We start from the raw sequence: 13570 nt of genomic DNA on the forward strand, positions 1-13570 counted from the left end.
CGACAGAATGGAATATCATGTTTATAGGGAAAGTTTGAACAAACAAAAATGAATAAATGGACATAGAATACAGTTTTAATAAAAGACCCACAACAGACCAAATAATTGAGCTTTACGACAACGCAGGTTTGCCACGTCCAACAAATGACAAGGAGAGAATGGAGCAAATGTTTGAAAATTCCAACCTGATTATAACAGCTTGGGACAATGAATTGCTGGTAGGTGTTTCTCGTTCCATTACCGATTGGGTCTGGGCTTGTTATCTGTCAGATCTTGCAGTTAGGGGTGATTACAAAAAAATGGGAATTGGAAGAAAACTGATAAGCTTGACAAAAGAAAAAGTGGGCAATCAATCCATGGTATTACTTCTTTCAGTGCCAACGGCAATTGAATACTACCCAAAGGTTGGATTTAAAAAACAAGAAAGTAGCTTTATTATCGAAAGAGAACAATGAAAACTTCACCAATAAAAATTTTTAAGGAATGGTATAAAGAAGAACTTGATTTGACCCAGGTTCGAATTCCAACAGCTGTTTGTTTATCGACCCATGGAACTGATGAATTCCCCAATGCCAGATTCGTGTCCCTAAAAGAAATAATCAATGATGCCTTCATCATAACCGGGCCATTGAATTCTCTCAAGGGAATCGAGATAGCAAAGGACAACCATGTTGCTTTGACTTTTTGGTGGACTGAGACGGAGCGACAAATAAGAGTTCAAGGAATAGCGAGAAAAATACCTGAAAGACTTGCAGATAAATATTTCCATGAAAGGGATATCTATTCCAAAATAGTTTCTTCGATTTGTGAACAGGGTAAGGAAACCAAGGATGCGAAATTACTTGAACAAGAAATACAACAAAGGGTTTCCAGAAAAGAAATGGTAGATAGACCCGAGGATTGGGGAGGGTTTTCAATTGACCCCGTGAGAATAGAATTCTTGGAATTTAAAGCATCCAGGTTCCATGACAGAAAGCTATTTGAACTTGAAAATGGGAAGTGGAAAGGAAAACAAATACAACCATAAAATACCAAGTAAAAGTCCATAACATTAGATAAAATTTAATTTTTATAGCTCTTTCAGGAACTTGTTTACTGAATTGAGTTAAGTATTATCGTGTTTTATCTAGATTTCTGCTCTTTCTTGTCAAGTAAAACAATCAATTGGTTATTTAGGGAGATGTAATAATTTATAATTAAATTTTATGTCTACGAAGAGAGATAGCTAAAAGTGGTCTGTAATTCGGTTAGTAAACAAAATATAAGCAAGGTAAACCCAGTAAACATAAGGGATAGCGGATAAGGTTCGAATCCTTCCGCGATCACAGAAAAAAGCCCCCATATTTGTGGGGGCTTTTTTTGTAGCCATACTTTACCAATTGGTTTGTTAGGCAAACAATCATAACAGATTACATTGTAGCTCGAGCTAAATTTTATTCAGGACAGTCTTCGAGTAGGGGTATAAAGGACACCGTTTAATTGAACTTTTAGAGTAAAACGATTCCACTGGTATGTTAAAGTTCATTTTCCCCGTACTAATTAAATAGTTTCCATTTTACCCTTTATTTGAACTTTCAGGTTATGGTTTTTGGTTACGTAATAGAATTATAATATCAATTTAATATACACCAATACTTTCACCTCTTACCTATTTTTTTTATAAGAAAAATAGACTAATTTGTATGTCAAACCATTAACTCAAATTTTTAGATTATTTCATCCATAAGACTTTCAATTTGAAAAACACTACCATTACAGCTATCCTTTTTCTCTTTTTTGCAATCCATTCGTTTAGTCAAAAATCAATCCATGGACGGATTACCAATTCAGGTGATCCACTCTCAAATGTGCATGTGTCCAATATTGCCAGCGGAGCCGTAACGACATCGAATGCAGAAGGGTATTATGAGATTTTCGCCAATCCCAAGGAGGAAATAAGTTATACCTATATCGGCATGGACACCATATCCATTATAGTGGAAGACGTGACCAGAATTCTAAATGTAAATATGAGACTTAGTATGGAAGAGTTGGATGAAGTTCAAGTGGTGGGCAGAGAGAGAAAAAACAAGCAACGACAGCTAGAATCAGAATATGATGTGAATACAAATATTATTAAGTCAAGTTTTGGATTTTTAAACAAAGAAACTGCTGGTTATTCGTTGCGAATTATAGATGAAGAGGAATTAGACAATGCTCCTGATATTAATTCGGTTTTGTTGGGGAGGTTGGCAGGTGTTTATGCATTTTGTGATCCCGAAACTGATAAGTTGTTGGTGAAAATGCGATCTAACCAAAGTATTCAAAATGCTAGGGGACCTATTTTTGACGTTGATGGTTTGATATTACCTGAAGTTAGTTGTAGTTTTCTTTTTGGAAATGTTCGTAGAATAGCTTTTATCCCATCGCTTGCAGGTACAACTCTATATGGTACCCAAGGAAGCGGAGGAGTGGTTGTTATCAATACAAAATCTGGAACGATGACTCCTCGTGAAAAAAACAACAAACCATTTGATCAAGCAAAACTTAGAAACAATTATTTGAAGGGTAAAGTTGTTCAAAATGGACAAGGGGAATCACTGCCCCAATATTTGATTAACCTTCAAAACAGTAAAACTATTGAGGAAGCTAAAATCGAATATGGTCAAATGGAACTTGTTTATGGGAACAATCTCAACTTTATATTGGATTCCTATGTTCATTTTTATGAAGTTAGAAAAGAAAAGGAGTTTGCAGATTCCATTTTGGAACGATTCGTTCAGGTTTCAGAGAATAATCCAGTTATGTTGAAAGCAATGGCCTATACTTTGGAGGAAGAAAAAAGGAATGAAAAAGCACATGAAATTTTCAAAAAAATATATCAGTTAAGACCTGATTATGCTCAAAGCTACATAGATCTGGCCAATAGTTACCGTAATTTGGATATGCCTGAATCCGCAACTTCACTTTTTGCAAGGCGTTCCTATTTATTGGACGAAGGGATTTTACAGAACGATTCCTTGAACTTGGAAACCCTTGTACAGCGTGAAATTGACAACTTGTTTTTACTGGAGAACAGTTCCGTGAAGATCCAAACAAGAAAGAAGACCGATCAAGATTTCTACAATACCCGATTGGTTTTCGAGTGGAGTGATTCCGAAGCCGAATTTGATTTACAGTTCGTGAATCCCGACAACCAGTATTTTAATTGGAAGCATAGCTTGGCTGAAATGCCTGAACGAATCCGTTCCGAAAAACGTTTGGGTTTTTCCATGGCAGATTTTCTGTTGGATGATGAGTTGCTTGGTGTTTGGAAGGTAAATGCGACCTATTTGGGTAACAAACAATTGTCCCCCACCTACCTAAAAGCTACCATTTACAAGAATTATGGAAGTAAATTCCAGAGTAAGGAAGTCAAGGTGTTCAGGTTGGGACTGAAAGATACCAACCAACATTTGTTTGAGTTTAAAATACCTTCAAGTTTAGTAGAGAACTAACTTCCAAAAATCAAAGTTCAAATAAACGATGAATAGGGTTTTATTAATCTTGTTGTTAATTGTTATGGTTGGTTGCAGTACCAAAATAAAAGAACAAAGGTTCGATAAGAACACCTGGAATGATATGGATGATATTTTTTATTCAAATAGGGAGGCCATGGTCAACGATTTAATAGAAAATTACCTGTACAAAGGGATGTCCTATTCCAAACTCGAAGAACTTCTTGGTCCACACAATAACTATGCGAATATTGGACAGTGGACAATCGGATATGAAATTATGGTTGATTATGGGAGGGATATTGATCCTGTTAAAGGTAAAACCCTGTACTTTAAGTTGGATAAAGACTCAACAATTATCAATTACCAATTAGAATACTGGGAACATTAATCAGTTAGTTAAAAACAAAATTCAAATAAACAATCAACCTTCTTAAACTAGATAAATTACCAAACCATTGAAAGCATCAGAATCCCGAAAAATAGAGACAAACAAATTTCTGGAATCAAAAGGTATTCCAATTTGTGAACACTTGCCATTGATTGAAAATAGTCAAGAAGTCATTCTGAGAAAGCCATCTGAAATTGCATCTAGGATTATGATATTGACTGGTATTGTTGACACAGCTTTCGATGAAGACAGAAAAGAAATAATAAGTTGGTTAAAAGAAATCAATCTATGGGAAAGTGTCTCAAAATCCGAAAAGGAATACTTGACCAAAAAGAGTTTAACCAAAGAAGATAAAATCGCTGCTAGTTGGCGAACCGAAGCAGTAAACGTCCTTTTCTGGTCTCTTGGAATGGTTGACAAACTTAATGAACCAATCGAAGAATGCGATTTGACTAAAGCCCATGAAGGAACAAAAGAAAAATATGGGTCTTTGGATAATTTCATTAAGCAATCAGAAATTCGAAGTACCGAAGAAATACTAGATCAAACTGACCTTATTTATCGAATACATTGGGCGGTAAGGGATGCTGGATTAAATAATAGACCATATCCTAATGGATATAATCCCTCAATTGTTTATCAAAGACATTACGCACTAAATTGGATTACTTGCTACCAGGAAGATTGGGATGATATTACAACTGATACTTAAAATGAAATCAAATTGCATATATCAATAATAAAGTTCAAATAAACGATTGAAAAGCAATGAAAATTCCAGAAATAAAATTAATCCCAAATCCGAAAACACAAGATGCACGAGAAGCTTTGGGGTTTGAGTGGAATGAAGTTGCAGGGACAAGACACAAACTGGGAGGTGAACCTGATGGTATAACAGAAGAACAATTCCCTAATTGTGATTCATGTAAGAATCCAATGAGTTTTTATGCCCAAATTGATTCGATAGGTGACAAATACAATCTTGCAGATTGTATGGTAATTCATCAATTTGTATGTTTTGATTGCTTTGAAGTAGCTTGTCAACTAAATCAAACAAAAGTTTAAATAAACGATAAGATGAACGTAGTAAGACAATTTGATGTTTTTGAAAAGTCATTAGACCACATTCATCACGAAATTGAGATTGTAGATTTCGACCTTGAGGCGGCAAAAAATTGTCTTGAAAACATAGAAGATGATCCAATGCTTTACAACGGTTACAAGATTGAGGGAGAAATAAAATTATTTTTCGAAAATCTAGGGTATGAATTCGAGACAGAAAAATATGATTATTTCTTGTGCTGCTACCAAGATAACAACCAAGAAAAGTTCAAATAAACGATTGCAAGATGAAGTTTGAAAGAATCAAATTTGGAATTAGAGTGCTAATCGGACTTCTTCTAATTCGCCAAACTAAGCCGATGCTTTTAAAAATAATCTTGATTGGACTTGCCCTAAGTGTTGGACTTTCTTTTCTCTCCGAGAATATTAACATAAACATTTCTTTTTTCAGCTTCGGTGCACTCACCCTTATATTCACAATTTGGAGTATTCTTAAAAGCAAATGGACAGGAATGATAATTGGGCTTTTTGCATTTTTGTCATTTACTTGGAGCTATATGAACTTTTCACATTGGGGCATATTACAGTTCCTGATGTTAATACCGCTTGGGTTTTATACTTGGACCTTGTTCAACAAAAAGGATTTCAAAAATGAGCTTGGCGTTTTTACTGCTCTTGCAAGTTTTGAATTGACTGAGTTCATATTATGTATATCAAGAATGATGAGTTGACAGAAAAATTGGTAATAATAGGTTGAACATAAGTATCTTGAGAAATGGTTAGATTTTTGATTATGATTTTAATGCTATCATTTTTAGGATTAGGAAAAGGTAGAGCTCAAGAAAAAGATCCGATGGAAGAGCCAAAAGGAATAATAGGTAGATACTATGAAGATGACCTTCCTATAATTATGAAGTTTGTGAATGAACTCCCAAATGATTCAATCATAAGTAAATTTCCTTTCCTTACAGTGGTCTCATGGAAATATGATGGAAGTGAGAGAAATGGAATGCCACCAAAAAGTGTTAATGAAAGAATGATTTTACTTGAGGGGGCTTTAGAAAGTTCTATGAGCAATTCAGATATTTTCACTCACGTATATAGCAGAACAGGAAATAATTTAAAAGAATTGGTTTATTATACAACCAAACAAGATGAGTTTATGAAAATGCTCAATGGTGCTTTAGAAAAGTACGATGTTTTTCCTATTGAAATAAACTTTTATGAGGACAGGGAGTGGACTGATTTCAAGAAGATACTGAAAGATTTTAAAAAATAATAAAGTTCAATAAAACGATTTGATTTCAAAAAACAACAGTCTTTTCATGAGATATTTCTTAAATGCTTTGATTGTACTTTTATTTTCCGGTTTATCTTCTGCTCAGGTAAAAGAGAACATCTATGAACTAAACCATATTGAAAATCTGTTAACTTATGATGTAGAGCAAATAATCAGTAAAAGGGTTGAGGGTAAAAGAGTTGTATTTTTGGGAGAGGCAGAACATCATATTGGCTCAGACTTTTTGGCAAAAACCAATTTCGTAAAATATTTGGTTACGGAACTTGGCTATACTGAGATTGCATTTGAGAGCGATTTCTTTGGCCTTTATTTCGAACATGATAAAAAAAATATATTCCCCCATTGGTCAAGAGTAGAACAGTGCAAGGAATTGTTTGATTTTTTAGATAAAAACAATGTGACGATATGGGGCTTTGACAATCAGACCCATTCTCCCTATAGCTACTATAACTTTACAAAAAAGCTGATTGACTTCTTAAACAAAAATTCCATTGAATTTGATCAAAGTTTCATTTCATCTATAGATGCCATAATTAAAAATGGCCCCACTTCAAATAAGGTGCTTGATGATTCAGTAGTTGACTCTGTGATTTTGAACTTAAACCAGCTTTTGGACAACGAGCATATTAAACGGGATAAACTTTGGCATCAATTTTTAGAAAGTTTCAAAAGTGCTGTTTTAATATATACGACCCACAGTGGAAAAAAGAAAGGTATTCCAATTCGAGACAGACAAATGGCCAAAAACTTGGATTTCTTGGTCAATAACCTTTCTGATAAAAAAATCATCGTTTGGTTGGCCAATGCACATATGGCAAAATTTGAGTATGGTTTTATGGATGGGGAAACAATGGGAGCTCAATTTGTAAATTTAAATCCCAATATGTCGTATCATATTGCTGTATCCTCTATAAATATGCCCTACAGAAAGGAAAAATGGATTAAAAAATCCAGTGAGGATGAGGAAAACCTTTTACACTTATTGCCAACGACCGAGAAAAATTATTTTATTGATTCAACAGCATTAATTGATAATAATCCTGAGTTTAAGGAGAAGGAATTTGAAGGAATGTTTAATTTGAGAAAGGACAAAACCAATTGGTTCAGACTTTTCGATGCCCTTGTATTTATATCGAAAGGGGAAAGAATAAAGTATTTGAAATGATTATCGATTCAAACCTTTTTTTGTTTAAAAAACAATGGCTTTTAAAAAGTTCAAATAAATGATAAAGACATGCTTGATTCAATCACATGGAAAAATCGAAGTAAAATGGCTGAAGGCAGTTTATCTCAATTCAAAGCAACCCTAGCTAGAAAAAAAGCCCGAAAGGATAAAAACCAAGGAAAATTTGATAGGAAGAAAATGGGGTTCAAAAAATCCGAATCAAAACCTGTATATGACTTCCCCGAACTATCCGATGCAGAGCTGGAAAAATTTAAAATTGACATTCAGAAAAAGAAAAAAAGTGAAAGAAAAGTTGAGCTTATTTTTATTGTCGTTGTTTTCTTTCTTATAATTCTGGCCATATGGAAGCTAAATAACTAATGAAAAAATGAACTCCTAAAATGAGAATCTGAAATACACAAAAGTTCAAATAAACGATTCAAATAAATTGAGAAAAACACTTTACATAATTGCTCTTATTTTGCTTTTTCTTGGAATTGCATTATTTGAGTTTATGGCATTCAATTCTATGGTTAGTTTAAAGTACGAGACACGAGAATTAACAGACTGCATATCCCTTGTTTCTGGAATTGATTTATGTAAAGCAATCAAAACATTTCATGTTTTGGCAATTCTTTGTAGTTTGACTTTTATAGGACTTTTAATTTATAGCAAGCGAAATTTAAGTAGTTGAATAGTTCAAATAAACGATTACCAATGAAATTTAATACGGCCTTATTGACCTTAATTTTTGTGTTGAATTTTGTTCAGTCCTATTCTCAGAATAGTGACGAAACAGAACTAACCACTGGATGGTATTTTGAGTCAGACAATAATGATGGGATTCCTAGAAAAATGTTTAAGAGTGAAGAAACGGTGTTCTTAAAACCTGAACCAATTATTGAGATAAAGGATTTTGAAAAGTTGGAGTTATATGAAGGCAGAGATGGGTTTGTTGGATTGAGCATTCAATTCGATGAAGGAAAGGCTACTGAAAACTGGATAAATGCCACTGAACGAGCATATGCCGCAGATATTAGATTGGCACTTATCATAAATGATGAGTTAATCTATGCCCCAAGAGTTGCAAGTCCAGTTTATGCAGGAATTTCCGCAATCAATCGGGAAGATTTGACTAAAGAAGAGTTGATGAGTTTTAAAAATAAATTGGAAAAAGAAAAAAGCCCTTAGAATAAATGAAAAGCGAAAACTGGAACCATTTCTTGATTCTTGCAATTGTTTTCACATTAGTGTTTATTGGGCTTCACTTCCAGTCAGAACCCGTTAAATATAGAGGGTTGCCGATTGATATACGAATAGTAAGGGTGGTATGTTTGCTAATTGCAATTATAAGCTTTGCTAGTTATCTAGGATTAAAAAAAAGAAATGATAAGTTCAAATAAACGATTCATCTAAACCATTTTCGAAAAATGTTCCAAGATCATATCACTGTTAAAAATCGACATAAAAAGTTTATCAAGAATGTAAGTGAAACTGAAACGGTTTATGCATTGAAGAACAAAACGGGATTTGCAACATCTAGCTCTGTACATTATGAAGATGAAGATGGTAACCCGATTGGGTTGATTTGTTTTTGGTCAGAAAGTGCAAGAGCCAAATCTTGCATAAAGGATGGCTGGAATGAATATGAGTTAGCGGAAATAACATTAGTCGAGTTTATGGAAAATTGGTGTGTTGGAATGGAAAATGATGGACTTTTATTAGGTACTCAATTTGACAATAACATGTTTGGATTTGAGGCTGAACCATATGAATTGATACTGGACTTAGTAGATGAATTGAAGTCTCTTGGAAAGGATTTAGACTTTAGGAAATTTAGCGGTATTCAGGATTTAGAGAAACAAGTGAAAGCCGTACTCGAATAAAAGTTCAAATAAACGATGAGCTACTACGTATTTAAACAGAACTAATTTGAAAAAAATCATTTTCATACTCTGCTTTGTTGTCTCATTAATTGGCTGTTCAGAATCTAAAAAGAAATTTGAGGATTATAATGACGATGACTTTATTGAGGTGCAAGGCATAATATTTAAAACAAAAAGAAAGATTGATTATAAGAACATCAGTAAGACGAGTATTTACTTTATCTACAATTTAGAAAAGGAAACACCTGATGTTGGATTTGAATTGAATTCACCATTTATGCTCAACGATGGGGAACCAGTTATAATTTTGGTTCATAAAGATGATGAGAAAATTAGTTTTTTCGGAGCAAGGGGAATCAATGAAGAAGATGTTTTATTGAGTTATCTTGAAAAATGTGAAGAAATAGGTGGTGGTTATTTTGGCTTAGATGAAAGCCTTTATAACTAGCTTAGCACCAATAATTACTAAAGTTCAAATAAACGATAACTAACGACTGAAAGTGATTAAACAAAAATTATCACTAGTGTCCCATTAAAATTGGGACGTTTTAAAAATTAAATAAATTTGGCCCATTAAGCCTATTTCGTTCTTTGTCATTTTGAAATTTAGTTTTGCTAAAGAGTTCCCGAAGGTTCGTTTTATCGGTCAGGGAGATGCTTAATATCTGCAGCACTTCATAAGTACTTCTCTCCAGTTTCATATCGTGCTGAACGATGGCCACCAAACAATAGGTGCAGATGGCAGCATAGATCTGGATTCGCACGGCATTCTCGGTAGTACCCCAGAACTTTTTGATTTTAAGGTGTTGTTTCAGCCATTTGAAGAACAGCTCTACCTGCCAGCGGTTCTTATAAAGTTCAGCAACCTGTAGGGCTGAGATGTGAGTAGCATTGGTCAAAAAGACGAACTCCCGTTGTTGTAGTTCATCCCAGTATCTGACAAGCCGCAGTGACCCAGGATAGTACTGCTTTGGGTAAAATCCAGTCAACCCAATGGTCAGATCTGAAAGCACGTTCCTGGGCAATCTGCGTTTCCACTTGATGGATCTGTACTGCAGGTTATTCTTTGCCCTGATCACAAAGTAAGCACCTATCTGATGGATTTTATACAGCATCTTAAAGTTGTTATAGGCTCGATCAAATATATAGTAGGACCCTGGTTCATAAGGAATTTCTTTCATAACCTTTGAGTCGTGTACTGAAGCTTCGGTAATATGAAAAAATGCCGGTATCTGTGTTTCCACATCATACAAGGTGTGTACTTTGATGCCACCTTTTCTCCTTCGGAACTTTGCCCACCAGAATACGGAAAGACACAGGTCGATCGTTGTCGAATCGAAAGCATAGACGTGGCCACTCAGATCGAAGATGTTGGTAGTTCTGGTTTCTCTGGCCTGATTTACCAAATAGTAGGCATACTCCTCAAAGATATGGTAATCCCTGTCCTGATTGGCCCTTGCCAAAGATGATTTAGAGACATTCTTCCCCATTCCCAAATGATAACATTTGGATCGGTGGGCATCAAGTGCGATTACCAGATCCCTAAGGCTTTCACGATTGGAGAGCTGGCCGAACATCAAAGCGAGCAACTGGTTCCAGCAGGTGAAGTGCTTCACATATTTATCCCCCCGATAGGTACGAACAATATAATTGAACTTGTTTCTATCCAAAAAGGAAACAAGCTGTGAGAAAACGAATTTGTCTTTATGCATTGCAAATCTGTATAAGAATTGCAAAAGTTAAAATTGAAATCCGTTTAATCGAAAAACCTCTGTAACTAACTATATTTCAAATATTTCAAAGAACTATTTTAGATTTTAATGGGACAGTAATGAAAAATTATCTCAAACAGAAGGTTTCAGTTCATAACTATATGAATACGGATAAGCAAATAGAGATTTATCAGGCCAATGACGGTTCCACTCAAATTAATGTTCAATTTGAACAAGATACTGTTTGGTTAACCCAAGCGCAAATGGGTCAACTATTTGAAAAAAACAAGCGTACGATTTCAGAGCACATACGAAATATTTTTAAAGAAGGTGAACTGGATGAAAAACTGGTTGTCCGGAAATCCCGGACAACCACTCAACACGGTGCCATTGCAGGGAAAACACAAACCTCCAACGTTAACTTGTACAATCTAGATGTTATAATTTCTGTAGGTTATAGGGTAAAATCTCAAAGAGGGACACAATTTAGAATATGGGCTTCCAATATTCTAAAGGAATATCTTATACAAGGGTACGCTGTAAATGAAAAACGTTTGGCCCAAAAGGAGCAAGAAGTACAACTTTTAAAAGGAGGCATACAAATATTAAGCAGGGCCATTGAAGAAAAAGTAGAAGATAATGAATGGCTTAAAGTTTATGCTAAAGGTTTAAGTTTATTAGACGATTACGACCATGAGCAATTAGATGCCAAAGGATTAACTGCAAGAGCGGCAACCTATCCGACTATAGAGGCTTATTTTGAGGTAGTGGATCAAATGAAATCTGAATTTGACAGTGCTGTATTTGGAAAGGAAAAGGACAACAGTTTTCAAAGCTCTCTAAGCCAAGTCGCAAAGGGTTTTGGCGAAACGGATTTTTATCCGACATTAGAAGAAAAGGCTGCAATGCTTTTATACTTGATTGTGAAAAACCATTCATTTGTAGATGGTAATAAACGAATTGCGGCAGCATGTTTTCTAAAATTCTTGCAACATAACAATATGCTTTTTAATAGTAAACAACAACCAATAATCAATAACGAAACACTAGCTAGCTTAACCTTATTTATAGCATCAAGCAAACCTGAGGAAATGGAAACAGTAAAGCGTTTGGTGATCAGTGTTTTAAATAGAAGCAATCAATAGTTCAAATAAACGATTGTGATTAAGGATTCAAAGGAAAACGAAATTTTAAGAGTTGAGGAAAAGGGATTTCCAATGGTTAAAATTCATAGGGATGAATTTCAAATAAAGGCTTTGGACTATTGGGATTTCAGGACTTTTAAATATTCTGATGTTAAAAGGGTTTCACACTACAACCCAAATGACAATTGGTTTATGAGGCTTTATATTTCAACATCAATAGCTGGTCGGATGTTTGCTAAAAAAGACCCTTGGATTTTAAAGATTGTATTGAAAAATGGAGGTGATTGGAGGTATAAAACTTCACCGACTCACAATATGGAATTTAGAAATGCATTAAAGCTGATTGAAGAAAAAATATCTTTACAAACAAAGTTCAAATAAACGATTATGAATCATTCATAACATGGAGGATATTTTAGAGCGGCTTAAGAGGATGGAAAGTACGAAGCTGATTGATGTGGTTAAAAACTATAGGCAATATGGTTATAGTGATGAACTTAAAAATGAGGCATTAATCATTCTTAAGAGTAGAGGGATTGACGAGTTTGAACTTAGGCTCACTGGAAATTTTCAAAACTCGACATATGATCGGGCCTTGGGTTTATATGATAGTTTTCGTCGAAACTCAAGAATTGCATTTGGCTTGTATTTATATTTAATATTTGGGAATATCTTACTTACTTTACTGTTTTTAAATTGGAGTCATGCTGATTTGTTCTTATCTATTACAAATGTGATGGTTCTTTTAGGGTATTTATTTTTCCTAATGAAATCTTTTATGGACCAATCCAATTTTTACAAAGCACTGGGGAAATCTTTTGGAGCGGATGGAGCTATTATATTTTTCTTTATAGGTATGCCCCTTTACATTTTCATGTACTTCTATTTTAGAAAGCAAATGAAAGAACAGATGGCAACCATTCAATAGAATCTTTAAGATAAAGTTCAAATAAACGATTCAAATAGCCTTTCAAACTTATTTTTATAACTCTGACTTGAAAACAAAAACACTCACATTTCTCAATAAGTATGGTTTAAAAGTTGGTGGTATTTTTATGGTCCTTGTTTCCTTGCTAGTGATCAGGAATGGAGTAATTAAAAAGAAAATAACTGAGGAAAATAGGATTGTATCTGCAAAGGTTCTAGAGACACCATTGAACTGTGATAATCTAGGAAGAAGAGGCGGCTACTACAAATTGGAATTCAATGGAAAGGTTTTTGTAAAAAATGGGAATCGCCTTATTTGTGAACAGGTTTTTGGAAAGGAAAGTGTTGATGTATTGACAAATTTGAAAAAGGATAAAATCGTCTTTCTAAATGAATACGAAAATTCAAACGACATTTTATACGGAACTTTACTTGTTTTAATTGGGTTGGTAATTACTTTCATTATAATTCCCCCCGAGAATAGGACAGTAAGTTAAGTTTAATTT

19 protein-coding genes are annotated in these 13570 nt (G+C 34.3%); 18 read left to right on the forward strand and 1 reads right to left on the reverse strand.

Annotation, left to right across the window (positions count from 1 at the left end):
• Window positions 1-56: 56 nt before the first annotated feature.
• From PY091_RS13635 to PY091_RS13700, 14 genes are all read left to right on the forward strand, one after another.
• Window positions 57-455 (forward strand): GNAT family N-acetyltransferase, encoded by a 399-nt coding sequence (locus tag PY091_RS13635; RefSeq protein ID WP_275650210.1) that lies wholly within the window; start codon window positions 57-59, stop codon window positions 453-455.
• Entirely contained in the window at window positions 452-1027 is a 576-nt protein-coding gene (locus tag PY091_RS13640; RefSeq protein ID WP_275650211.1) for a pyridoxine/pyridoxamine 5'-phosphate oxidase, read from the forward strand. Before PY091_RS13635 ends, PY091_RS13640 begins: the two co-directional genes overlap by 4 nt.
• Window positions 1028-1736: 709 nt before the next feature.
• The gene (locus PY091_RS13645; protein WP_275650212.1) at window positions 1737-3476 is read left to right on the forward strand and encodes a hypothetical protein; all 1740 of its coding nucleotides are present in this window, start codon (window positions 1737-1739) and stop codon (window positions 3474-3476) included.
• A 124-nt stretch (window positions 3477-3600) separates the two neighbouring features.
• Entirely contained in the window at window positions 3601-3867 is a 267-nt protein-coding gene (locus PY091_RS13650; RefSeq protein WP_275650213.1) for a hypothetical protein, read from the forward strand.
• Between the two features lie 67 nt (window positions 3868-3934).
• Window positions 3935-4579 (forward strand): DUF4272 domain-containing protein, encoded by a 645-nt coding sequence (locus tag PY091_RS13655; protein WP_275650214.1) that lies wholly within the window; start codon window positions 3935-3937, stop codon window positions 4577-4579.
• A 56-nt stretch (window positions 4580-4635) separates the two neighbouring features.
• Window positions 4636-4932, forward strand: a complete 297-nt coding sequence (locus tag PY091_RS13660) for a hypothetical protein (RefSeq protein WP_275650215.1) — start codon at window positions 4636-4638, stop codon at window positions 4930-4932.
• A gap of 12 nt (window positions 4933-4944) precedes the next feature.
• Complete coding sequence (locus tag PY091_RS13665) at window positions 4945-5205, forward strand: DUF7683 domain-containing protein (protein ID WP_275650216.1); 261 nt, start codon at window positions 4945-4947, stop codon at window positions 5203-5205.
• An 11-nt stretch (window positions 5206-5216) separates the two neighbouring features.
• Window positions 5217-5660: a hypothetical protein gene (locus PY091_RS13670; RefSeq protein WP_275650217.1), complete on the forward strand. Its 444-nt coding sequence runs from the start codon at window positions 5217-5219 to the stop codon at window positions 5658-5660.
• Window positions 5661-5722: 62 nt separating this feature from the next.
• Window positions 5723-6208: a DUF695 domain-containing protein gene (locus tag PY091_RS13675; RefSeq protein WP_275650218.1), complete on the forward strand. Its 486-nt coding sequence runs from the start codon at window positions 5723-5725 to the stop codon at window positions 6206-6208.
• Between the two features lie 19 nt (window positions 6209-6227).
• Window positions 6228-7394 (forward strand): erythromycin esterase family protein, encoded by a 1167-nt coding sequence (locus PY091_RS13680; RefSeq protein WP_275650219.1) that lies wholly within the window; start codon window positions 6228-6230, stop codon window positions 7392-7394.
• A 105-nt stretch (window positions 7395-7499) separates the two neighbouring features.
• Window positions 7500-7775 (forward strand): hypothetical protein, encoded by a 276-nt coding sequence (locus PY091_RS13685; RefSeq protein ID WP_275650220.1) that lies wholly within the window; start codon window positions 7500-7502, stop codon window positions 7773-7775.
• Window positions 7776-8111: 336 nt separating this feature from the next.
• Window positions 8112-8585 carry a hypothetical protein gene (locus PY091_RS13690; RefSeq protein WP_275650221.1) on the forward strand — a complete coding sequence of 158 codons (474 nt, stop codon included), beginning with the start codon at window positions 8112-8114 and terminating at the stop codon, window positions 8583-8585.
• A gap of 239 nt (window positions 8586-8824) precedes the next feature.
• The gene (locus tag PY091_RS13695) at window positions 8825-9280 is read left to right on the forward strand and encodes a DUF2750 domain-containing protein (RefSeq protein WP_275650222.1); all 456 of its coding nucleotides are present in this window, start codon (window positions 8825-8827) and stop codon (window positions 9278-9280) included.
• 46 nt (window positions 9281-9326) lie between these two features.
• On the forward strand, window positions 9327-9728 hold the full coding sequence (locus PY091_RS13700) for a hypothetical protein (RefSeq protein ID WP_275650223.1): 402 nt from the start codon (window positions 9327-9329) through the stop codon (window positions 9726-9728).
• Window positions 9729-9828: 100 nt separating this feature from the next.
• On the opposite strand, the gene PY091_RS13705 is transcribed toward PY091_RS13700, so the two are convergent.
• Entirely contained in the window at window positions 9829-10992 is a 1164-nt protein-coding gene (locus PY091_RS13705) for an IS4 family transposase (protein WP_093980379.1), read from the reverse strand.
• A gap of 119 nt (window positions 10993-11111) precedes the next feature.
• On the opposite strand from PY091_RS13705, the gene rhuM reads away from it, so the two are divergent.
• From rhuM to PY091_RS13725, 4 genes are all read left to right on the forward strand, one after another.
• On the forward strand, window positions 11112-12137 hold the full coding sequence (gene rhuM / locus PY091_RS13710; protein ID WP_417957272.1) for a virulence RhuM family protein/type II toxin-antitoxin system death-on-curing family toxin: 1026 nt from the start codon (window positions 11112-11114) through the stop codon (window positions 12135-12137).
• 15 nt (window positions 12138-12152) lie between these two features.
• Window positions 12153-12518, forward strand: coding sequence for a hypothetical protein (locus tag PY091_RS13715; protein ID WP_275650224.1), 366 nt, complete (start codon window positions 12153-12155; stop codon window positions 12516-12518).
• Window positions 12519-12540: 22 nt separating this feature from the next.
• Window positions 12541-13065, forward strand: a complete 525-nt coding sequence (locus tag PY091_RS13720; protein WP_275650225.1) for a hypothetical protein — start codon at window positions 12541-12543, stop codon at window positions 13063-13065.
• 67 nt (window positions 13066-13132) lie between these two features.
• Window positions 13133-13561: a hypothetical protein gene (locus tag PY091_RS13725; RefSeq protein ID WP_275650226.1), complete on the forward strand. Its 429-nt coding sequence runs from the start codon at window positions 13133-13135 to the stop codon at window positions 13559-13561.
• The last annotated feature ends 9 nt before the right edge of the window (window positions 13562-13570 follow it).

The organism is Flagellimonas okinawensis (genome assembly GCF_029194005.1).
Classification (GTDB): Bacteria; Bacteroidota; Bacteroidia; order Flavobacteriales; family Flavobacteriaceae; genus Flagellimonas; species Flagellimonas okinawensis.

Coding starts and splice junctions, on each gene's coding strand:
- PY091_RS13635 (WP_275650210.1), top strand. CDS start 57: ATGGACATAGAATACAGTTTTAATAAAAGACCCACAACAGACCAAATA.
- PY091_RS13640 (WP_275650211.1), top strand. CDS start 452: ATGAAAACTTCACCAATAAAAATTTTTAAGGAATGGTATAAAGAAGAA.
- PY091_RS13650 (WP_275650213.1), top strand. CDS start 3,601: ATGGATGATATTTTTTATTCAAATAGGGAGGCCATGGTCAACGATTTA.
- PY091_RS13660 (WP_275650215.1), top strand. CDS start 4,636: ATGAAAATTCCAGAAATAAAATTAATCCCAAATCCGAAAACACAAGAT.
- PY091_RS13665 (WP_275650216.1), top strand. CDS start 4,945: ATGAACGTAGTAAGACAATTTGATGTTTTTGAAAAGTCATTAGACCAC.
- PY091_RS13670 (WP_275650217.1), top strand. CDS start 5,217: ATGAAGTTTGAAAGAATCAAATTTGGAATTAGAGTGCTAATCGGACTT.
- PY091_RS13675 (WP_275650218.1), top strand. CDS start 5,723: ATGATTTTAATGCTATCATTTTTAGGATTAGGAAAAGGTAGAGCTCAA.
- PY091_RS13685 (WP_275650220.1), top strand. CDS start 7,500: ATGGCTGAAGGCAGTTTATCTCAATTCAAAGCAACCCTAGCTAGAAAA.
- PY091_RS13690 (WP_275650221.1), top strand. CDS start 8,112: ATGAAATTTAATACGGCCTTATTGACCTTAATTTTTGTGTTGAATTTT.
- PY091_RS13695 (WP_275650222.1), top strand. CDS start 8,825: ATGTTCCAAGATCATATCACTGTTAAAAATCGACATAAAAAGTTTATC.
- PY091_RS13705 (WP_093980379.1), bottom strand. CDS start 10,992: ATGCATAAAGACAAATTCGTTTTCTCACAGCTTGTTTCCTTTTTGGAT.
- rhuM (WP_417957272.1), top strand. CDS start 11,112: ATGAAAAATTATCTCAAACAGAAGGTTTCAGTTCATAACTATATGAAT.
- PY091_RS13720 (WP_275650225.1), top strand. CDS start 12,541: ATGGAGGATATTTTAGAGCGGCTTAAGAGGATGGAAAGTACGAAGCTG.